The sequence below is a fragment of the Moritella dasanensis ArB 0140 genome (assembly GCF_000276805.1).
Taxonomy (GTDB): domain Bacteria; phylum Pseudomonadota; class Gammaproteobacteria; order Enterobacterales; family Moritellaceae; genus Moritella; species Moritella dasanensis.
Map to the genome: position 1 here is coordinate 47,784 of NZ_AKXQ01000017.1, position 19,952 is coordinate 67,735.

Annotated in this window: 23 protein-coding genes; 11 read left to right on the forward strand and 12 right to left on the reverse strand. The window is 40.3% G+C overall.

The window, feature by feature from the left end:
- Positions 1 to 2: 2 nt before the first annotated feature.
- The 3 genes from hppD to A923_RS0114570 form a co-directional block, all read right to left on the reverse strand.
- The gene (gene hppD / locus A923_RS0114560; protein WP_017222415.1) at positions 3 to 1,091 is read right to left on the reverse strand and encodes a 4-hydroxyphenylpyruvate dioxygenase; all 1,089 of its coding nucleotides are present in this window, start codon (positions 1,089 to 1,091) and stop codon (positions 3 to 5) included.
- A gap of 148 nt (positions 1,092 to 1,239) precedes the next feature.
- Positions 1,240 to 2,541: a GGDEF domain-containing protein gene (locus tag A923_RS0114565; protein ID WP_237716223.1), complete on the reverse strand. Its 1,302-nt coding sequence runs from the start codon at positions 2,539 to 2,541 to the stop codon at positions 1,240 to 1,242.
- 315 nt (positions 2,542 to 2,856) lie between these two features.
- Positions 2,857 to 3,720, reverse strand: coding sequence for a YicC/YloC family endoribonuclease (locus A923_RS0114570; protein WP_017222417.1), 864 nt, complete (start codon positions 3,718 to 3,720; stop codon positions 2,857 to 2,859).
- Positions 3,721 to 3,842: 122 nt separating this feature from the next.
- On the opposite strand from A923_RS0114570, the gene rph reads away from it, so the two are divergent.
- Positions 3,843 to 4,574, forward strand: coding sequence for a ribonuclease PH (gene rph, locus A923_RS0114575; RefSeq protein WP_017222418.1), 732 nt, complete (start codon positions 3,843 to 3,845; stop codon positions 4,572 to 4,574).
- Positions 4,575 to 4,717: 143 nt separating this feature from the next.
- Positions 4,718 to 5,359, forward strand: a complete 642-nt coding sequence (gene pyrE / locus A923_RS0114580) for an orotate phosphoribosyltransferase (RefSeq protein WP_017222419.1) — start codon at positions 4,718 to 4,720, stop codon at positions 5,357 to 5,359.
- An 80-nt stretch (positions 5,360 to 5,439) separates the two neighbouring features.
- Here the strand turns inward: pyrE and A923_RS22885 are convergent, their stop codons facing one another.
- The 5 genes from A923_RS22885 to coaBC all read right to left on the reverse strand — a co-directional run bounded on the left by A923_RS22885 (position 5,440) and on the right by coaBC (position 9,812).
- Positions 5,440 to 5,532 (reverse strand): MetS family NSS transporter small subunit, encoded by a 93-nt coding sequence (locus tag A923_RS22885; protein ID WP_017222420.1) that lies wholly within the window; start codon positions 5,530 to 5,532, stop codon positions 5,440 to 5,442.
- A gap of 1 nt (position 5,533) precedes the next feature.
- On the reverse strand, positions 5,534 to 7,000 hold the full coding sequence (locus A923_RS0114590; RefSeq protein WP_017222421.1) for a sodium-dependent transporter: 1,467 nt from the start codon (positions 6,998 to 7,000) through the stop codon (positions 5,534 to 5,536).
- 404 nt (positions 7,001 to 7,404) lie between these two features.
- Positions 7,405 to 7,998, reverse strand: coding sequence for a nucleoid occlusion factor SlmA (gene slmA / locus A923_RS0114595; RefSeq protein ID WP_017222422.1), 594 nt, complete (start codon positions 7,996 to 7,998; stop codon positions 7,405 to 7,407).
- Positions 7,999 to 8,026: 28 nt separating this feature from the next.
- Entirely contained in the window at positions 8,027 to 8,482 is a 456-nt protein-coding gene (gene dut, locus A923_RS0114600; protein ID WP_017222423.1) for a dUTP diphosphatase, read from the reverse strand.
- Positions 8,483 to 8,591: 109 nt separating this feature from the next.
- On the reverse strand, positions 8,592 to 9,812 hold the full coding sequence (gene coaBC, locus A923_RS0114605; RefSeq protein WP_017222424.1) for a bifunctional phosphopantothenoylcysteine decarboxylase/phosphopantothenate--cysteine ligase CoaBC: 1,221 nt from the start codon (positions 9,810 to 9,812) through the stop codon (positions 8,592 to 8,594).
- A gap of 212 nt (positions 9,813 to 10,024) precedes the next feature.
- Here coaBC and radC point away from each other — a divergent pair, with 212 nt between their 5' ends.
- From radC to mutM, 5 genes are all read left to right on the forward strand, one after another.
- Positions 10,025 to 10,699 (forward strand): RadC family protein, encoded by a 675-nt coding sequence (gene radC, locus A923_RS0114610; protein WP_017222425.1) that lies wholly within the window; start codon positions 10,025 to 10,027, stop codon positions 10,697 to 10,699.
- A 151-nt stretch (positions 10,700 to 10,850) separates the two neighbouring features.
- Positions 10,851 to 11,087 carry a 50S ribosomal protein L28 gene (gene rpmB / locus A923_RS0114615; RefSeq protein WP_017222426.1) on the forward strand — a complete coding sequence of 79 codons (237 nt, stop codon included), beginning with the start codon at positions 10,851 to 10,853 and terminating at the stop codon, positions 11,085 to 11,087.
- 11 nt (positions 11,088 to 11,098) lie between these two features.
- Entirely contained in the window at positions 11,099 to 11,254 is a 156-nt protein-coding gene (rpmG, locus tag A923_RS0114620; RefSeq protein WP_017222427.1) for a 50S ribosomal protein L33, read from the forward strand.
- A gap of 152 nt (positions 11,255 to 11,406) precedes the next feature.
- Complete coding sequence (locus tag A923_RS0114625; RefSeq protein WP_017222428.1) at positions 11,407 to 11,871, forward strand: hypothetical protein; 465 nt, start codon at positions 11,407 to 11,409, stop codon at positions 11,869 to 11,871.
- 95 nt (positions 11,872 to 11,966) lie between these two features.
- Positions 11,967 to 12,779: a bifunctional DNA-formamidopyrimidine glycosylase/DNA-(apurinic or apyrimidinic site) lyase gene (gene mutM, locus A923_RS0114630; RefSeq protein ID WP_017222429.1), complete on the forward strand. Its 813-nt coding sequence runs from the start codon at positions 11,967 to 11,969 to the stop codon at positions 12,777 to 12,779.
- A 23-nt stretch (positions 12,780 to 12,802) separates the two neighbouring features.
- On the opposite strand, the gene coaD is transcribed toward mutM, so the two are convergent.
- Both coaD and A923_RS0114640 read right to left on the reverse strand, forming a co-directional pair.
- Entirely contained in the window at positions 12,803 to 13,288 is a 486-nt protein-coding gene (gene coaD, locus A923_RS0114635) for a pantetheine-phosphate adenylyltransferase (RefSeq protein ID WP_017222430.1), read from the reverse strand.
- A 66-nt stretch (positions 13,289 to 13,354) separates the two neighbouring features.
- Positions 13,355 to 14,362, reverse strand: a complete 1,008-nt coding sequence (locus tag A923_RS0114640; RefSeq protein ID WP_033197633.1) for a glycosyltransferase family 9 protein — start codon at positions 14,360 to 14,362, stop codon at positions 13,355 to 13,357.
- A gap of 93 nt (positions 14,363 to 14,455) precedes the next feature.
- Between A923_RS0114640 and A923_RS0114645 the strand changes: the two genes are divergently transcribed.
- Both A923_RS0114645 and A923_RS0114650 read left to right on the forward strand, forming a co-directional pair.
- Positions 14,456 to 15,163: a 3-deoxy-D-manno-octulosonic acid kinase gene (locus A923_RS0114645; RefSeq protein ID WP_017222432.1), complete on the forward strand. Its 708-nt coding sequence runs from the start codon at positions 14,456 to 14,458 to the stop codon at positions 15,161 to 15,163.
- A gap of 94 nt (positions 15,164 to 15,257) precedes the next feature.
- A complete protein-coding gene (locus A923_RS0114650) occupies positions 15,258 to 15,923 on the forward strand; it encodes a TetR/AcrR family transcriptional regulator (RefSeq protein ID WP_017222433.1) in 666 nt (221 codons plus the stop codon).
- Between the two features lie 92 nt (positions 15,924 to 16,015).
- On the opposite strand, the gene waaA is transcribed toward A923_RS0114650, so the two are convergent.
- On the reverse strand, positions 16,016 to 17,323 hold the full coding sequence (gene waaA, locus A923_RS0114655; RefSeq protein WP_017222434.1) for a lipid IV(A) 3-deoxy-D-manno-octulosonic acid transferase: 1,308 nt from the start codon (positions 17,321 to 17,323) through the stop codon (positions 16,016 to 16,018).
- A gap of 88 nt (positions 17,324 to 17,411) precedes the next feature.
- On the opposite strand from waaA, the gene A923_RS0114660 reads away from it, so the two are divergent.
- Positions 17,412 to 18,500, forward strand: coding sequence for a glycosyltransferase family 4 protein (locus A923_RS0114660; RefSeq protein ID WP_017222435.1), 1,089 nt, complete (start codon positions 17,412 to 17,414; stop codon positions 18,498 to 18,500).
- A gap of 58 nt (positions 18,501 to 18,558) precedes the next feature.
- Here A923_RS0114660 and A923_RS22290 read toward each other — a convergent pair whose 3' ends face one another.
- Positions 18,559 to 19,326, reverse strand: a complete 768-nt coding sequence (locus A923_RS22290; protein ID WP_017222436.1) for a glycosyltransferase family 25 protein — start codon at positions 19,324 to 19,326, stop codon at positions 18,559 to 18,561.
- A gap of 302 nt (positions 19,327 to 19,628) precedes the next feature.
- On the opposite strand from A923_RS22290, the gene glpE reads away from it, so the two are divergent.
- Positions 19,629 to 19,949 (forward strand): thiosulfate sulfurtransferase GlpE, encoded by a 321-nt coding sequence (gene glpE / locus A923_RS0114670; protein ID WP_017222437.1) that lies wholly within the window; start codon positions 19,629 to 19,631, stop codon positions 19,947 to 19,949.
- Positions 19,950 to 19,952: the final 3 nt, after the last annotated feature.

A 19,952-nucleotide genomic window follows, 5' to 3' on the forward strand; every position in this document is an offset into this window, starting at 1 on the left:
CTTTAGTTATCTTTATCAATGATCACGCCACGCGCAACTTGGTCGCGTTCAATGGATTCGAACAAGGCTTGGAAATTACCTTCGCCAAAACCTTCGTCACCTTTACGTTGGATTATTTCAAAGAAAATAGGCCCGATTAAGGTCTTGGTGAATGTTTGTAATAGCAGGACTAATTTACCGTCGTCCATGTGACCATCAATCAAAATACGGTGTTTTCTCAGTTGATCAATCGCCTCGTGATGTTCAGGCAAGCGTTCTGCAATCATGTCGTAATAGGTATCGGGGACATCCATGAATTTAATGCCGTTGGCTTTTAAGGTGGCAACGGTTTGATAAATATCGTCAGTACCTAAGGCGATGTGTTGAATGCCTTCGCCGTGATATTCCTGCAAGAACTCTGCAATTTGGGATTTATCATCACTGCTTTCATTAATCGGAATTCGTAGATTACCGCAAGGGCTGGTCATGGCGCGGCTACGTAATCCGGTCATCTTGCCTTGGATATCGAAATAACGAATTTCACGAAAATTAAATACCCGTTCATAAAACTCAGACCAAGTATCCATGTGGCCACTATGCACATTGTGGGTTAGGTGGTCGATGTAAGTCAGTCCGGCGGAGGTTGCTGGCTGCTCACTCTCGCCAGTTAATTTAAAGTGTTCCTGATAGAGGCGTTTTCTGACATCGTCATCGACTAAATACAGCAGGCTCTCGCCAATGCCATAAATAGCTGGCACGCCGAACTCGAGGATTTTACGCTTACAAGGCAGGGCTTCTCGGCTAATGGCATGTTGATAGGCTTTGTGTGCATCGCTGACTTTAAAGCCCATAGCACAAGCGGAAGGGCCGTGCTGCTGGGAGAATTCAGAGGCGAAACCACGCCCTTCGGTACTGACCAAAAAATGAATGTCACCTTGTTTAAACCAAGTTAACGGCCGGGTTTGATGTTGGGCAAAAGCGTGGAAGCCCAATGTTTTGAATAGCGTGGCTAGCTGTGTTGGATCGGGAGACGTGAACTCGACAAACTCGAAGCCTTCAGTGCCAGCAGGATTGCTAAACTCTTGTTTAGTATAATCATACGCATGACCCATAATACCTCCTTTGCAGACTTTGGAAGTACAGAGCAGCCTACAAATTTAACAGGAATGTAGAGCTAGTATGGACGATTTATGCTGGTTTTGCTTACTTGGGGTTTCAAAATAGTGCCGAGCATAACTTGAGTGAGTCGAATCAGCCCGTTTATTTGTTCTTGTGCTCATACATATGAAAATCAGCCATCTCAATAATTTCGTCATATTGGTCACCTTCAGAATACGAGGTTAAACCATATGCAAAAGAAATTTTATGTTCTCTAAATTCTTTTTTGTATTTAGACTTTTGAATTATTTTATTTTGTATTTTTTCGATGATCTCGGTAGCAATTTCGATTGTCGGGCAATCATTTAATAAAATAATAAATTCATCGCCACCGCTTCTGATTAAGTAGTCTTCGTCTCTTATTGCTTCTTGAGCCGATGAAGCCAGTAATTTGATGGCACTATCTCCTGCCGAGTGACCTAAGGTGTCATTAATTTCTTTTATTTTATTACCATCGATAACAGCTAATACCCCAGACGAAGTTGCTTCGCTGTAGAAATCAAAATAACGTCGGTTATAGGCTTTTGTGAGCGTATCTATCATGGATTTTTCTTTATGCAGTTCTGATTCACTGGTAATACGTCGAATAAAATGAAAGTAAAAAATGGCCATTGCGATGAAAAAAGATAATATAAATGAAAATTTCAGCGGTATATCAAGTACATATAAAAATGGTATTTGTACTATCACTATTATTCCATCAGCAATATCAGCATATTCACTTCTATAAAATAATAAAGAATCGGGATAATCTGCATATTTAACCGAGATAACATAATTTTTTTGATTTATTTTGGTGTTAGGCAGCAGGATTGATATGTTTTTATCATTAAAATAAGAATTATTATTCAAATGCACATTAAAGCCGATATCAATATGATTATTCACGCCTTTAAATATAGTAAATAATCGATTACCAGATAGCGCATCTTCATGCATATAACTCACGCGATATCTGTTCACTTTGGTTTTGCAAATATTCAGTGCACGGCAACGAACGGGATCAAAAATAGTGCTTACCATATCAGGTGCTAATTTCCGTCGATATAACACGCTGTGAGTTTGCCAGTCTTTAATCATGAAGTTGCCAGAAATAGACGATGTTGTAATGAAGCCTAAACTGTCGAGGGCATTTTTATATTGGGATAGATGTTCTGTCTTTTCAGCGTTAGCTGCAGTCTCTGTTTCTGCCTGGCTAATATAAATATAAGACCTTCGATTCAATGGTGTTGACGATGCGAGCTTTTCATTCGTTGATATAACAATGATGTTAGAGAGTTCTAGTAGGGCATCAGATAGTTCATTCATGGTTTGATGTATTGCTGATTGTTCATCTTCAAGCGTACTTGCAGAAAAAACATAATGAAAAATACCGGTTAACACCACAAAAGATACAATGAACATTTTCACTGCAAAATAGATACTATGTAACAAGGTTGCTACCCTTACTTCTTAAAAAATAGTTGGGCATGGTATGGCATTTCATCGAAATTTTAAATGTATATGCTTACATATCTTTATGTATGATTATATATTCAGCGTTTGATACTGAGTCAGTTTAGAGGATTTATTATAACGTGATGATGATATTGAAAATTTTTGCAGAAGAAAGGAAATTGAGTTTATCGAGAGGTTTAAAGGCTCAGTTAGCGTTAAAGTATTGGAAAGTAGGCGATAACATAAGTTATCGCCTGTAATTAAGCTAATGTTTAGTGGGTGTTACTCAATGTTTTGTAACTGCTCTCTCATCTGCTCAATCAACACTTTAAGCTCTACCGCAGACTTCGTAATATCTGTGCTAATCGATTTTGAACCTAGGGTATTTGATTCACGATTGAATTCTTGCATCATGAAATCTAAACGACGGCCGCAAGCGCCACCTTTAGTTAAGATGCTACGCGTTTCAGTCACGTGGGCATTTAAACGGTCAATCTCTTCTGCTACATCTAATTTCTGCGCCATTAAGATAAGTTCTTGTTCTACGCGTGTTTCATCAAGTTCGATTTTTGCATCGTTGAATTTCTTTTGAATACGTGCACGTTGCCATTCGATGATCTCAGGCATTTTGCCTTCAACGAAATCAGCTTGCTCGGAAATACCTGTTAGGCGTTGCTCTAACATTACTTGCAGTTTCTCACCTTCAGAGGCTCGCGATTCTAAAAACTCAATCAGCGTTTCGTCGAAAAAGCTTAGTAGGTCCGTTGATAACTCGCCCATGTCTTTTTCTGCAGCTTCCATTACGCCAGGCCAGCGGAGAATATCAACAGGGTTTAATTTTGCTTTACCGGCTTTTTTAGATATCCAGTTTGCACTTTCAATTAATTTTTCTGCTAGCGCTTCGTTTAATTGTAATTCACCGCTGTTAGCAGCATTTGCTTCAAAACGCAGGTTACATTCTACTTTACCGCGTTGTAATTGTTTACGGAAACGTTCACGTAGTACAGCTTCTAAACCACGGAATTGCTCAGGTAGTCGGATGTACGTTTCGAGGTAACGTTGGTTAACCGAACGGATCTCCCATACTGCTGTACCCCAATCGCCTTTAAACTCTTTACGGGCATATGCCGTCATACTATGAATCATGTTGAATCCGTTAATTAAAGTAAGTTAAGCCAATTATACCTGCAGGTTATTACAACTTGCTATAGCGATAGTTTAGCTTAGCTCATATAATATTGGGCAATCATCAATGAAGAGTTAAAATAATGCGCCCAAGTCAAAGAACATTAGGTCAAATTCGACCTGTAACAATTACCCGTAACTTTACCGCTCATGCAGAAGGTTCTGTATTGGTTGAATTTGGCGGTACTAAGGTATTGTGTACTGCGACTGTTGAAAACAATGTGCCACGTTTCTTGAAGGGTAAAGGCCAAGGTTGGGTTACGGCTGAATACGGCATGCTACCGCGCTCGACGCACAAACGTATGAATCGTGAAGCAGCACGAGGTGGACAAACTGGACGCACTATGGAAATTCAACGTCTGATCGCACGTTCATTACGTGCTTGTATCGACCTAGGTTCATTAGGTGAACACACGATTGTAATCGATTGTGATGTCATCCAAGCTGACGGTGGCACACGTACTGCCGCTATTACTGGCGCTTGTGTGGCCTTGGCTGATGCGATTGAATTTTTGATCCGCAAAGGTAAATTAAAAATTAGCCCAATCAAATTTATGATCGCAGCTGTGTCTGTTGGTATCTATAAAGGCGAAGCGGTTTGCGATTTAGATTACCCTGAAGATTCTGATGCTGAAACAGACATGAATGTGGTGATGACGGATACCGGTAAATTTATCGAGATCCAAGGTACTGCAGAAGGTGAACCGTTTAGCCACGAAGAAATGCTAGACATGTTGGCGTTAGCGAAAGACGGCATCGAGCAGATCATTATAGAGCAAAAGAAAGCACTCGGTGATAGCTTGATTAAAGTGTAAAGCTTGTTAGAATAGCGGCGCTTATCGTTAGTCGCTGTGCGCTAACAAGGTTAATTGCCTAATAATATTCCCCATATTATTAGGCTTTTTAGGTGAAGTGGCTTTTAGCCATAATATCTAATTATTCATAATAGGGGAAAACGATGAAAGATTACCAACGCGAGTTTATTGAGTTTGCTTTAGAAAAAGAAGTGCTTAAATTTGGTGAATTCACACTAAAGTCTGGTCGTACTAGCCCTTATTTCTTCAACGCCGGTTTGTTCAACACGGGCCGTGATTTATCACGTCTTGGTCGTTTCTATGCAGCCGCTTTAGTTGATTCTGGTATCGAATACGATGTGGTATTTGGTCCTGCGTACAAAGGTATCCCAATCGCGACGACGACTGTTGTAGCGCTGAACGATCATCACGACATTGATGCGCCTTACTGCTTTAACCGCAAAGAGAAAAAAGACCACGGCGAAGGTGGTTCATTAGTGGGTTCTGCATTGGAAGGTCGTATTGTATTAGTTGATGACGTGATCACTGCCGGTACTGCAATCCGTGAATCGATGGATATCATCCAAGCACATAACGCTGAACTATCTGGTGTATTAATCGCGCTAGACCGCCAAGAAAAAGGCAAAGGCGAATTATCTGCAATTCAAGAAATCGAACGTGATTATGGCTCTAAAGTATTATCAATCGTGACGTTAGCTGATCTTGTTAGTTTCTTAGCGGATAAGCCAGAGATGCAACAGCACCTTGAGACTGTAAAAACATACCGTGAAAACTACGGCATCTAATTAAGTTTAACTTAATGAGCACGCAATAAAAAAGCAGACCGAACCGGTCTGCTTTTAACAATATTAATACTATTATACACTTAGCTATTCATTGCTTTGCGGATACACAATGCTGCACCACCCCAAGTAATACCTAAACCAAGCACCATCATGATAATTGCACCTAATGTCATACTACACCTCTTTATTTGATCGATTGATAAGGATACTCACGACTAACATCGCCGCCAGCAGTCCCCAACCTAATAACAATAAATCTGATTGCGCATAACCGCCGTAACCGTCTTTAATCGTATTAACAATGTTCGTGCCTAAGATCAACACTAAGAATATTGGGCTGATAAAGCGCAAACAAATTTCAAACCATTTACCGATGGTAAACTCAGATATTTCATTCACATGTTTACGAATATCAGCAAGTTTAACTAACCAGGCCATAATGATTAATTCAGCCAAGCAGCTACTTAATAAAGCGATATTATTAATGAAGTAATCAACGAGGTCGAGTAATAGCAAACCACCATTGGTAGCAAAAGCCATTGATACGGCAAGCCCTACACCACAAACCACTGAAGCAGCTTTTTTACGTGACCAATTAAGTTTGTCAATAAATGCAGATGTAACTGCTTCAATAATTGAAATGTGTGAACTTAAACCCGCAACAACAAGTGCCAAGAAAAATAGTGGGCCGAGAATATACGGTGCTGGTAATAAGTTGATAGCAGCAGGAATTGTCACAAAGGCTAAACCAACACCTGCGGTGACAACTTCAGTAAGTGGCTTACCTTGCTCTTGTGCCATATTACCTAAAATAGAGAAAATAAGGATACCGGCAACGATTGAGAAACCACAGTTAATTAATACTGTCATGACGGCATTATTATTCACATCTGATTTTTCAGGTAAATAACTGGAATAGGCCAACATAATGGCAAAGCCCACGCTCAAGGTGAAGAAGATCTGACCATATGCAGCGGACCATACTTTAGGATCTGTTATTTTACTAAAGTCAGGTTGGAATAAATAGTTAAGACCATCCAACGCACCCGGTAAAAAGACCATGCGACAAATTAACCCAACAACCATGATAAATAATAACGGCATCATGATCTTACTTGCGCGCTCAATACCACTTTTTACACCACCAAAAATGGCCACAAAAGTAATACCCCAAGCAATGATCATTGGAATTGCAATGTGCCACTGGATACTGCCTAATTTACTCGGTGAATTATCACCTAGCTGTAAATACTCTTTAAAGAAATAGGCATTGGTATCCTGTCCCCAAGATTGTGAGAATGACATACTAAAGTAAGATATGGCCCAGCCTATGACTGCGACGTAATACACCGCAATAACGGCAGCGATCAGAACCTGAAACCACCCCAACCATTCGTACTTTTTATTTATTTTTGCGAATGTGCGTGGCGCTGAACCTCGGTATTTATGGCCCATGCCGAATTCCATAATCATAAATGGAATACCTGCGGTTAACATCGCGAATAAATAAGGAATGAAAAATGCCCCTCCACCATTTTCATACGCCATGTATGGAAAACGCCAAATATTTCCTAATCCGATAGCAGAACCTACTGCGGCAAGAATAAAGCCGCTACGAGATCCCCATTGTTCACGCTTCATAAACCACTCCTTTGAAAAGCTAAACCCTGATAAGTGGATTATATTTAGTATTATAATCCACTAGATGTTAAATCCATGTGCTTAAACGAGTCATTTTCGTTAAGCATTTCAGTGAGATTACCTATTAAAGATTAGTTAGGCAATGCTAGAAAATAACACCAGAGCTTGTTGGATTAGATGATTATGCTGGATATTTACGTATTGGTAGTGCGGATGATTGATGGTTTTAGTTTTCAAATCACTTAAAAACCATAAAGCTGTTTAAAATGAATGTATTATATATTTTATAAAGATGTGATAAATAGAAAATAATCGAGGATTTGGTATAATAAAGGCTGCCTAAGCAGCCTTTATTATACTTTACAGTTATGCCAAATTAACTTTACGCTATCAACTTATTACTATTAGCTCTGCAGTAGCTGTTTGCGTAAGAATTCCCACTGTTGATCAAAGTCGGTCGTGGGTTTTAAGGCAAAACGGGTACGTACATATTGGTTCATACGGCCTTCTGCATACGCTAGCAATAAGTTCGCTAACATACCTTCATCTAAGCTAAAACCGGCGCCGTCACGCATTTTTTTCTCACGAAGTAACTGCTTTAAATGTGTTTCAATTTTTGCGTATAGCGCGCTGATTTGTTCACCAAGGCGCTCATGTTCACCTTGCAGGGCATCACCAGTCATAATACGGGTGATACCTGGATTACGTTCGGTAAATACCAGCAACAAATGCAGGATGTGATGACAACGGGTAATGGTATCTTTCTCTTCATTTAAGATTTGATTAATACCGGCTAAGATCGAATCTTCGATAAAGGTAATTAACCCTTCAAACATACGTGCTTTACTGGGGAAGTGACGATAGAGGGCAGCTTCTGATACACCCACTTCTTTAGCTAGCTTAGCCGTCGTTATACGTTGGCCAGCGTTCGTTTCCAGCATGTGTGCTAACGCTTGTAAAATCTGTTCACGACGATTCTTTTTAGTGCTTGTTGACATCTTTTTCATCCTAGAATGGTGTTAACTGTTATTGCTTACCCGAATGGCCAAAGCCACCTTCGCCACGTTCACTACTATCAAATTCTTCAACGATGGTGAGTTGTGCTTGGATCACTGGCACTATCATCATCTGAGCAATGCGATCGCCCGGTTGAATACTAAAGCTGTCTTGACCGCGATTCCAACATGAGATCATTAACTCACCTTGGTAATCAGAATCAATTAAACCCACTAAGTTACCCAACACAATACCGTGTTTATGGCCTAGACCTGAACGCGGTAAAATAGTTGCTGCCATAGTCGGGTCGGCAATGTGAATCGCAATCCCTGTTGGGATCAAGTGTGTTTCACCTGGGTTAACTGTTAATGGCTCTGCAAGGCAAGCGCGCAGGTCTAAACCCGCCGAACCCGGTGTTGCATAGCTTGGTAATGGAAATTCAGTACCCACACGTGGATTTAAAATTTTAACTTCTATTTGCTTCATTGTTTGTTTCACTAAATATATCAATTAATGGCTCAACCGTGCATTGCGTTAGCGCAATACAAGATTAGATGCCGAGTATTTTTATTTTTATTATTATTTTTATTATTTTTTATGAGCTGGTATTGGCGTTGAACTGAGTGGCAATTAATTGTAGTAATTGTACTGCCACTACTTGTTTGTTGGCTAACGCTATTTGCGCTGTGCCTTGTGGCCAAAATACCGTTAATGCGTTGTCGTCAGCATTAAAACCTTGGCCTGATTGTGCCACGTCATTTGCGGCGATCATAGCAAGATTTTTGCGTTGCATTTTGTCGCGTGCATAATGTTCAACATCTTGGGTTTCTGCAGCAAATCCGACAGTAAAAGGCGGTTTTTCGAGCGCTGCGACACTGGCGACAATATCGGGGTTTTTGATCATGCGCACGACCATTTCATCACTGTTGGTCTTTTTGATTTTTTGTTCGGCAATGGTTTCTGGGCGGTAATCTGCGACGGCTGCACAAGCAATGAAAATGTCTTGCTGGTGAATATCTGCCATCACGGCAGCGTGCATATCAAGCGCACTTATCACGTTGACTAGTTTGCATTCTACTGGGGCTAATGCAACGGGACCACTTACTACGGTGACATTCGCACCTAATGAACGTGCAGCTTGGGCGAGTGCATAACCCATTTTACCTGAGCTGTGATTACTGATATAGCGCACCGGGTCAATCGCCTCGCGCGTTGGTCCTGCGGTGATCATGATATTCTTACCGGCTAATAGTTGCGGCTTTTCTTGTTCGCTAAAGTAGTTAACAACAGCTGTCACTAACTCGTCAGGGTTCACCATTCTACCTGGGCCTACATCACCACACGCCTGTGCGCCTGCTGCTGGGCCCCATAGCGTGATGTTACGTTGTTTAAGTGTGGCTAAATTAGCTTGTGTTGCTTGCGCTTGGTACATCACTTGATTCATCGCTGGCGCGATGGCAATCGGTGCTGGCGTTGCGAGACATAATGTCGAGAGTAAATCATCAGCAATACCGGCTGTGAATTTGGCAATGAAGTTAGCGGTAGCGGGGGCAATTAAGACTAAATCTGCCCACTTGGCGAATTCGATATGACCCATACCAGCTTCGGCAGCAGGGTCGAGTAAACTGTGTGCAACGGGGTTTCCAGAGACTGCTTGCATGGTGAGCGGGGTGATAAACTCTTGTGCCGATTGGGTCATGACGACGCGAACTTCAGCGCCTTGTTCCGTTAATCGACGGGTTAACTCTGCGCATTTATAAGCGGCGATGCCGCCGGTAATACCGAGCAAAATGCGTTTATTGGCAATAGCAGTCATTGTGTATTCCACGTTAAAATCTGAAAGGATATTCTAATAACGTAATAACAATACCATAATTAAATTCGCAGAGGCTAAGGTTTGTGATTAATTTTATATGCGTCATTATCAAATCTATAAATTTGAACTATTTCACTGTTTTATCATTATTGAGTTCGTTTATTCACCGAATAGCTAAGCTAACAGGACGTTATGTTAAATGGTGAAAATAGATGAAATTGAAATCATTGCCGAGCAGTGAAATGCCCCGCGAGAAATTGGTTAAATTAGGCGCTAACTCATTATCTGATGCTGAACTGCTGGCGATATTTTTACGCACGGGCATCAAGGGGACTAATGTTGTGGCGCTGGCGAGTAATATATTGGCGGAGTTTGGCACCTTGCGGGCGTTATTTGCGGCCAGTGAGCATGAGTTCTGTCAAACCAAAGGACTCGGGGTGGCTAAATATGTGCAATTGCAAGCCACGGTGGAGATGTCTCGACGCTTTTTAGCCGAGAAACTAGAACGCAGTAGTGCCTTAAGCAACCCGCAAGAAAGTCGAGATTACATTCGTGCAAAACTGCGCGATCAGCCTCATGAAGTCTTCGCGGTATTATTTTTAGACAATAAACACCGAGTTATTCGCTTTGAGGAGTTGTTTTATGGCACAATAGACAGTGCTAGTGTTTATCCGCGAGTGGTGGTTAAAAAAGCGTTAGAAAGAAATGCTGCGGCAGTGATTTTTGCGCACAACCATCCCTCTGGCATTGCTGAACCCAGCCGTGCTGATCGTATGATCACAGATAAACTTATCTCAGCCTTACAATTAATTGATGTTAAAGTCCTCGATCATTTTGTTATAGGTGACAGTGACATAGCGAGCTTTGCAGAGCGAGGGTGGGTGTGAAATTACGATTTTCATTCATTTTTGAAATATAAAAAGCTTGCTCTATGTTTTAATTTACTGTATAAAATGCGGCCTTTAGCACGCGTCTTGGGCGACGGCCAACAAGACGCTGTATATTTGCTCGAGCAAGAAAATATTTGGAGAAGACGACATGTCTAAAGTATGCCAAGTCACTGGTAAAAAACCAGCTGTTGGTAATAACGTTTCTCACGCAAAAAACCGCACACGTCGCCGTTTTTTGCCAAACCTGCATTCGCACAGATTCTGGGTTGAGAGCGAAAACCGCTTTGTAAAATTACGCCTTACTGCAAAAGGTATGCGTATTATTGATAAAAAGGGTATCGATTCAGTTCTTGCTGAAATGCGTGCCCGTGGTGAGAAGGTTTAAGGAACTATATTATGCGCGATAAAATTCGTTTGAATTCATCTGCTGGTACAGGTCACTTCTATACCACTGATAAAAATAAGAAAAACATGCCTGAAAAAATGGAAATCAAGAAATTTGATCCAGTTGTTCGTAAGCACGTTATCTACAAAGAAGGTAAAATCAAGTAATCCTTGATTTTATGTTCGATATTTAAAACCCAGCTTTTGCTGGGTTTTTTTTCGCCTGAAATTCAGCTCTGTTAAACTTGCCTCGGTCGGCGTTTTCACGTAATTTGCGTATACTTACTAGTAGATTAACGAAAAGTTGAAAGGATTAGTGCGTGCAGATATCACGACGAGGTTGGAATAACGTATTAATATTTGCGGTGTTGGCGATGATGTTGATATTTCAATATTCAGGCAAGAAAATAAATGGTGATGATTCCGCGAATCAATATCAATCTGCGCTACCGGCCAGTGCCGTGGTATTGTCGATGCAGTTCGATAATATTCAAATTCAACGTGTTGGCAGTCAGTTGGCGACAAAACCAGAAATGGGCTTATCACAACCGCAATTACAACAAATCATTAAAGCATGGGAAAGCGCGACATTTAAACCTGTGGCTGAGGATGTGGTGATTGCTAATCTTGCTTACGGTATTAATATTTCTTTCGAACTCGCTAATTTAGCCACGCCAGTTACCTTGATCTTATATCAAATTGATGGCGGTTATCTGCTACAAAATTGGCAAAGCCAGTTATTACAAATCGATGAAGCCGAATTACAGGTTTTATTACCACGTTAGTCTTACGTCTCATTCCTCGTCAATTGTATTGCGTTGTTCGCATTTTTTAATTGTTCTTAATTAGCTGATTTAGATTTTATCTATTGGATGTCACCATGCCTGAACTACCGGAAGTTGAAGTAAGCCGCCAAGGCATTGCGCCGTATCTTGAAAATGCCCAAATCGCCAAGGTCGTGGTGCGTAATGCCCAATTACGTTGGCCTGTCCCTATCGAAATACAAGACGCGGTGGGTTGTACGGTGATAAGCGTGCGTCGCCGCGCTAAATATTTACTGTTGGAGACTGACAAGGGCACGATCATCATTCACTTGGGGATGTCTGGTAGTCTAAGAGTGCTTGATTCAAACGTAGCAGTCGAAAAGCATGATCATGTAGACATAGTTATGGATTCGGGTAAATGTCTGCGTCTGAACGATCCCAGGCGCTTTGGTTCGGTACTATGGCAAGTCGGAGAAGTACTTGAACACAAGTTATTAGCCAGTTTAGGACCGGAGCCGCTAACGGATGATTTTACCGCGCAACGTTTGTTTGAGCGTTCTCGTTCACGCAAGATGCCAGTGAAGTCATTTTTGATGGATAACCATAACGTGGTCGGTGTTGGTAATATTTATGCCAATGAAGCTTTATTTGCCGCGGGAATTAGTCCAAAACGTGCAGCAGGCAATGTGTCTTTGCAGCGTTATAAAGTCTTGGTCGATGAAGTGAAAAGTGTATTAGCCAAAGCGATTGCGCAAGGCGGCACGACACTCAAAGATTTTACGCAGACCGATGGTAAGCCCGGTTATTTCGTTCAGGAATTACAGGTATACGGCAAAGCAGGTAAACCGTGCCCTAAATGCGCTGAGGAAATAAAAGCAGTTAAAATCGGTCAGCGCAACACGTTTTATTGTAATCAGTGTCAACGCTAACGTTATCTTTATGTGGCAAAGACTTATCTGGTTGCTATCTTAGCTAAAATAGCCTGGCACACGACGGGATGGACAAACTGAGCGACATCGCCGTTGTGAATAGCGACTTCTTTCACCAGTGTTGAAGAGATAAATGAGTTCTCTTCAGAGGGCGTGAGGAAGACGCTTTCTAAATCCGGGCTTAAGCGACGATTCATGTTTGCAAGTTGGAACTCGTACTCAAAGTCAGATACCGCACGTAATCCACGAATTAACACTGATGCATTATATTCTTTAGCAAAATCAACTAACAAGCCACTAAACCCAACCACTTCCACATTGTCTAAATGTGCAGTGACGTCTTTTGCTAATTGGACGCGTTCTTCAAGATCGAAAAAAGGTTTTTTGGTTGAGTTAAACGCCACACCAACAATCACGTGATCAAAAAGTTTTGCTGCGCGTTCGATTAAATCTGCATGGCCATTGGTGATTGGATCAAATGTACCTGGGTAAATTACTTTTACTGTCATGATAGTTTCTTGCTCTACTCAGTGTTCGTTCAGGGGATATACCATCAGTGATGACATATCGCGGTATTATGCTTGTATAAAGCGTGCTAATTTATTTTTAACCGCATCAATACTGATGCTGTCCATTAAATCAGGACCTTTAGCCCTTACACCCCATTCACTACTCGGTAAATGTTGATGATAGACTTCTGCAACATCGGTTAGATTATTGTAGGGGCCAGTACGCCCCGGATTACTGTGTGCATACAAACCAACAACAGGCGTGCCAACGGTAGTGCTCATGTGTGCAGGGCCGGTGTCAGGTGCTAATACCAGATCGGCATGTTTCAAAATAGCGAGCAGTTGCTTTAACGATGTTGCACCAACCAGATTATTGATAGGTGCTGTCGTAAGTTGAATTATATCGTTGGCGAGTTGTTTTTCGCTGTCAGTTGGACCGCCGCATATTGATACTTGATAGTGCTGATCATGCATATAGTTAGCGATTTCGACATAACCTGTAGTTGACCAGTTGCGTTCGGATTTACTCGCTGATGGACAAATAATAAAATTTTTCTTTTCGTGGCTCAGTTGCGAATGCGCCCACAAATTATCTTGAGTGGAAAGTGGAATATCCCATTGCGGTGGCGCGACTGGCACGCCGATAGCTTCGGCAAACGCCATAAACCCATCGAGCACATGTGGTTGCGATTGCGGCTTGATTTTATGATTAGTAAATAACCATTGGCCTTCTTTGGCTCTGGCTTTATCAAAACCCCAGCGCTGTTTGGCTTTGATACATAAACTGGCGATACTAGCTCGGAGTGCAACCTGCATATGCAGTAAGACATCAAACTGGCGATTATTTAATGTTTTACGCAGATCTGAATAGCCTTTCAGTCCAGTTTTTTTGTCAAAAATAATGAATTCGACATTGTCGATGTCCCCAACTAACATGGCTTCTATTTTTCCTATCACCCAAGTGATCTTGGTATTAGGGTATTGGCGCTGAATCGCTTGTACAACAGAAACAGCATGGCAAACATCACCAATTGCGGAAAAACGTAAAATGCAGATACTCTGTGGAGGGGTCATATTCATTATTTCTAGTTGTTGAATGTAAAAGGCTATTATGCAAATCGTTTGAGGTAATGTAAAATTTATCGGTAAAGTTTTTTTGGAGATCACATGTTAATAGACACTCAAGGCGCTCGAGTCTTATTTTTTCAGGACGAATTAAAAGGCGAAATCACCCCAGAATATTTTGATGGGGCGTATTGGCAACGGAATAATGCCATTATTGGATCGGCATTTGGTCGTGGTATTACCTGGTTTTTCAAAATAAATAATGATGAGTTTGTATTACGGCATTATCACCGCGGTGGGCTGATAGGTAAGCTTATCAAGGATGGATATTGCTATACAGGGCTTGAAAATACCCGTGCTTACCAAGAATTTATGGTGACACTGCAATTGGTTGAAAAAGGTTTGCCGGCACCACAACCCATAGCGGGTCAGGTAATTAAACACGGGTTATTTTATCGTGCAGATTTAATTACTCAAAAAATTGCGGGTGCTAACGATTTGGTGGCTGTATTAAAAGATCGTGCGTTGAATCAAGATGATTACCAACAAATTGGCGAGATGATAAGGCGTTTTCATGATGTGAATTTATGGCATGCCGATTTAAATACCCATAATATTATCTTAGACGGTGATGGTAAGTGGTGGTTGATTGACTTTGACCGTTGTAAATTTAAACCAGCAGCAGATTCATGGAAACAAGCAAACCTAGCCCGTTTAAAACGATCTTTTGTGAAAGAGCTGGCAAAAGATACAGCGTTCAAATGGCAGTTGTCGGATTGGGAGTTGTTACTCGTCGGTTATCAGAATTGAGCGAATGTTCTAACAATGAGATATTACACTGTGTCATTTCGCACTAAATGTGCGAGTATTAACAAATCTATTATAAATCAAAGCGGTCATTTCCATGAAAACCAGAGATAAGATCATTCATACGGCACTTGAGTTGTTTAATGAATGTGGTGAGCGTAATGTCACGACTAATCATATTGCCGCTCATTTAGGTATTAGTCCTGGCAATCTTTATTATCATTTCCGTAATAAAGAAGACATTATTGACTCTATTTTCGATCAATATGTGAATTATTTAGAGGAACACTTCCAACCTCACCAAGAAGGCGGGGTAACATTGGAAGTGATGATGCGTTATTTAGATTCTATGTTTGAAACGATGTGGCGCTTTCGATTTTTTTATCGAAGTTTACCGATTTTGTTATCTCGCGATCCGAACTTACATAAAAAATATTTAAAGTTCCAAGAAGTATCAGCACAGCGTGAAGTTGATATATTATTCTCTTTGCAGAAAAATAATGTGGTGAATGTGCCAATCGAAGATCTGGACGAATTGGCTAATTCGATTAAGGTTGTATTGGTTTGTTGGGTAAGTTATCGCTCCACCATTAGTAAAGATACGAAGGTATATAAGACGGATATTTATCGTGGAATTTTAAAATCAATATTTATGATGAAGCCTTATTTTACCGAAAAAGCATTGGTTGATTATCAGCATATGCGTGAATACTATTTACGTTTAGCAACAGCTGAAACGGTTGCGCCTGAGGTTAATGGCTAACTGTTTTAACATGGGTCGTGTGATGTACAATATGGTTTATCTTTATCGCTGATGATGTCGTTGATTAAGATGCACCATATTGATGTTAGCCACTATTTTGTATTAGTTTGTTTAATCGTTTGGTCAATGTAATAGGTTAAGGTTTGCATGATCTTGCCTAACGCCCCTTTATTCTTCTCTACTACACCCTTTGCTTGTTGCCCCATAGTTACTGCAATTTCAGGTTGCGACATTAATACCGTTATTTTGCGGGCTAATTCTAGTTCATCATTGACGATCGCAACCCCGTCACACGCGAGTAATTGCGTCGTTACATCAGCAAAGTTAAAATAACTTGGACCGGTAATACACGCTTTTGATAGTGCTGCAGGTTCTAATAAATTATGCCCACCGACTTTATCACCAATTAAACTGCCGCCCATAAAACAGATATCACTTGCTGCAAGTAGAATTGGCATTTCGCCCATGCTATCGCCTAAATAAACATCGACGTTACTTAGGTCATCTGTTGCTTCAGCTTGACTGCGTCGTTGTGTTTGAGGGAACTTGTTTAAGCAAAGATTGGCAACATCATCAAAGCGTTCTGGGTGGCGAGGCACCAATATTAATACGGCATCAGGATGTTGCTGTTTTACGTTCTCAAAAGCAGCAAGCACGATCTCATCTTCACCTTTATGTGTGCTTGACGCGATAACAACAGGGCGTTGTACACCTAATTGCTGGCGCAGTGCTAAACCGCTATTGATGATTTTTTCTGAGAATTGAATATCAAATTTCACTGTACCGGTGACAGAGAGTTGCGCTTGGTTTAAACCTAAGGATTTAAAGCGGCGCTGATCATTTTCGTCCTGACATAAAATATGCGTTAAGGTTTGTAATGGTGCCGAGAACAGAGACTGAAAACGTTGGTATTTTTGTTGTGATTTTTCTGACAAACGCGCATTAACGACAATTGTCGGGATAGCTTGGTCTTTACAAATAGTCAGCATGTTAGGCCAAAGTTCAGTTTCCATAATTAAACAAAGCGATGGTTTCATACGACTAATAAATTGCTTCACTGCACACGGGTAGTCAGCTGGGAAATATCTGTGCTCAATATTACCTGTTAAGGCTGCAACACGCTCTGCGCCCGTACTTGTCGTCGTTGTGATTAGTAAGGGGAGTGTTGGATACTGTTGTTGTAAGGCGTTGATAATAGGGGTCGCTGCAATTACTTCGCCCACGGATACGGCATGGATCCAGATTGGTTGCTGTGCTTGCGCTAGTTCTGGGGTGATGCCTACAAACTCTTTCCAACGGTCACCAACGGGGGGTTTACCTTTCTTGGTTTTTAATAACAAAGAGAATATCAACGGTGAAGTTGCATAAAGTAACGTGGTGTAGAGTGTTTTGCTGAGCATTTAGTATTACCTTCTCTATCGATATCAACAATGTGATAGTATCATAAGCATAACTATTAATTATTGCATTAAGAAGAAAAGGCGTTATATGAAAATTTTGGTTGTAGGTGATTACGTAGAAATCATAAACTCAATTAGACCTGAAGTTATGATTACGATCGGTCTTGCAAAAAAGGGTCATGACATTACTGTATTTACGCGACCTAATTCTGAATATACCCCTATTTTCGAAGAGCTCGGTATTAAAGTTATTGAGCAATACCCGATTAAAAAAGTGTGTTTAAAAACCATAAAAGCTATCCGTGCAGAATTAAGCAGCGCACATTATGATATCGTTTATGCATTCAATTCTAGAACAATACCAAATGCGGCTTTTGCTTGTATTGGCTTTCCTGCAAAAATGGTCAATTATCGCGGGACTACCGGTGGTTTATACCGACATGATCCGAGTGCTTATTTAACGCATTTACATCCAAGAGTTAGCGGTGTTATTTGTGTGTCTGATGCTGTCACCGAAGATATTCAATCTAAGGTGTGGAAAAATAAAGATAAAGTTGTCACTATTTATAAGGGGCACGATTTAGATTGGTACCAATCTGAACCGGGCGATTTATCAGAGTTTAATATACCTAAAGATGCCTTTGTTGCAATCGCCGTTGCAACAATAAGACCGAGTAAAGGACTATCTGTACTTATTGATGCTGTTGGTAAAGTTGCTCATTTAGATAATTTCCATTTACTACTTGTTGGCACAGGTATGGATAAAGAACCGTATTTAACTGCAATTAAAAATTCACCTTTAGGTGAGCGAATTCATTTAGCTGGATATAGAAATGATGCGCCAGAGTTAAGTGCAGCAAGTGATATATTAATCCAAGCATCAATTAGCGGTGAAGGGTTACCGCGTGCGGTGATGGAAGCGATGGGATATGGTACTCCGTCAATTGTAACTGAAACAGGCGGTAGTAAAGAAGTAGTTATTGAAGGTGTCAATGGTTGTGTTGTACCTGTTAAAGATGCTCAAGCAATAGCTGATAAGATTGAGTACCTTTATAACAACAGGGGGTTAGTTGAATCAATGTCTAAAGAATGTAAGCGTAAAATTGAGCATGAGCTTACAGCTGAACGCACAGTGTTAGAGCATATTGAATATTTTGAGTCGCTATTAGCTGAATAATATGACGTAGTACGTTAAGAAACCGCTACTTATTTAGCTGTTTCTTAACGTTAGTATTTTATGAATCTGTATTATTATATTTAGCTAGAAATGCGGCATTATGATGTCGATTTAAAAAGAATTTTTTAATCTGTATATATTGTCGTTTTAAAACACGATTATTTTTTTTGCGACTTGTTTTACCTGTGTTATCTATTTCGCTTAATATCTCTTCGTCAGGGGCTGATATATAAGGGAGTAGACAAAAAATATGAATCCCTTTTTCCCACCAATGTTGTAAATCTGTATCTAGAGGTCTTCCAAACTTATCTGTGCTGGCGAGTAATTTTATCGCGGCATTATAGCTTACTGCTGTTGCCGATGCTCCCGTTATGACTTTAGAATGGGCAATAAGATCCATATCAATTATTTTTTGTTTGAAAATAACAGTCTGTTTTCTTTTTCTGCTGTAATAACCGGCAAGTTTAATATAATCCCAATCAAATGAAATAGCGTCTAAATTCTGTTTCGCTCTCTTAATATCTTCTTGTAAAATGAAGTCATCTTCGAAAATTATAGCGTAATCTAGCTGTCTATCTACAATCGTTTGCCATGCTTTTCTATGGCTTAAATAAGCACCTATTTCACCGTCATTCAATTCACGATAAAATAATTCTCTGTTTAGTTTCGCATCATAGTGTTGTGTTTTTTCGGCTTCTGATAGGTCTGCACCAAATACAGCTTTAATTCTAGAAAAAGAAACCCCAGCTTCTTCTAAACGTTTAGTTGAAGTAGCTAGTCTCTCCGTAGATTTATCTAAATTAATAATAAAAATATCACTATTCATTTTAATTACTCATCATTTCGACTGTTTTAATATTATTAGTTAAGATGAAACTAGATGCTTAAAAAGCATGGTTCCAATGTAACATTCTTAATATGTATCAAAGGCTAATTAAACCGCTGAGGTGAGTATAGCGCAATCAAGGACGGATTTAAATTGTGAGTTATTAAGGGTCATAATACTACGGTTGCAGTATTAAAATTAATATGAAATAGAAGCAGTCGAACAATAATCATTGTAGTCACTTTAGTATTTTTATATCTTGATACGAGATAATCATATAAACATCATTTAGGGTAACAATAATGGACACATTTCAACATATATCGGTAGCTGAAGTGCTGAGTAAATTGAATACACAGAAACTCGTTAAAATTGTCGATATTCGCGATCCGCAATCATTTACCGATGCGCATATCGAAGATTCATTGCACTTAACGGACTCAGTGCTAGGCAATTTTATGCAACAAACTGACTTTGATACACCTGTTGTTGTGGTTTGTTATCACGGTCGTAGTAGCCAAGGTGCCGCTCAATATTTAGTGGAACAAGGCTTTGAAGACGTTTATAGCATGGACGGTGGCTTTGAAGCTTGGCGTCGAGAATGTGCGTTTGTGACAAAATAGGTA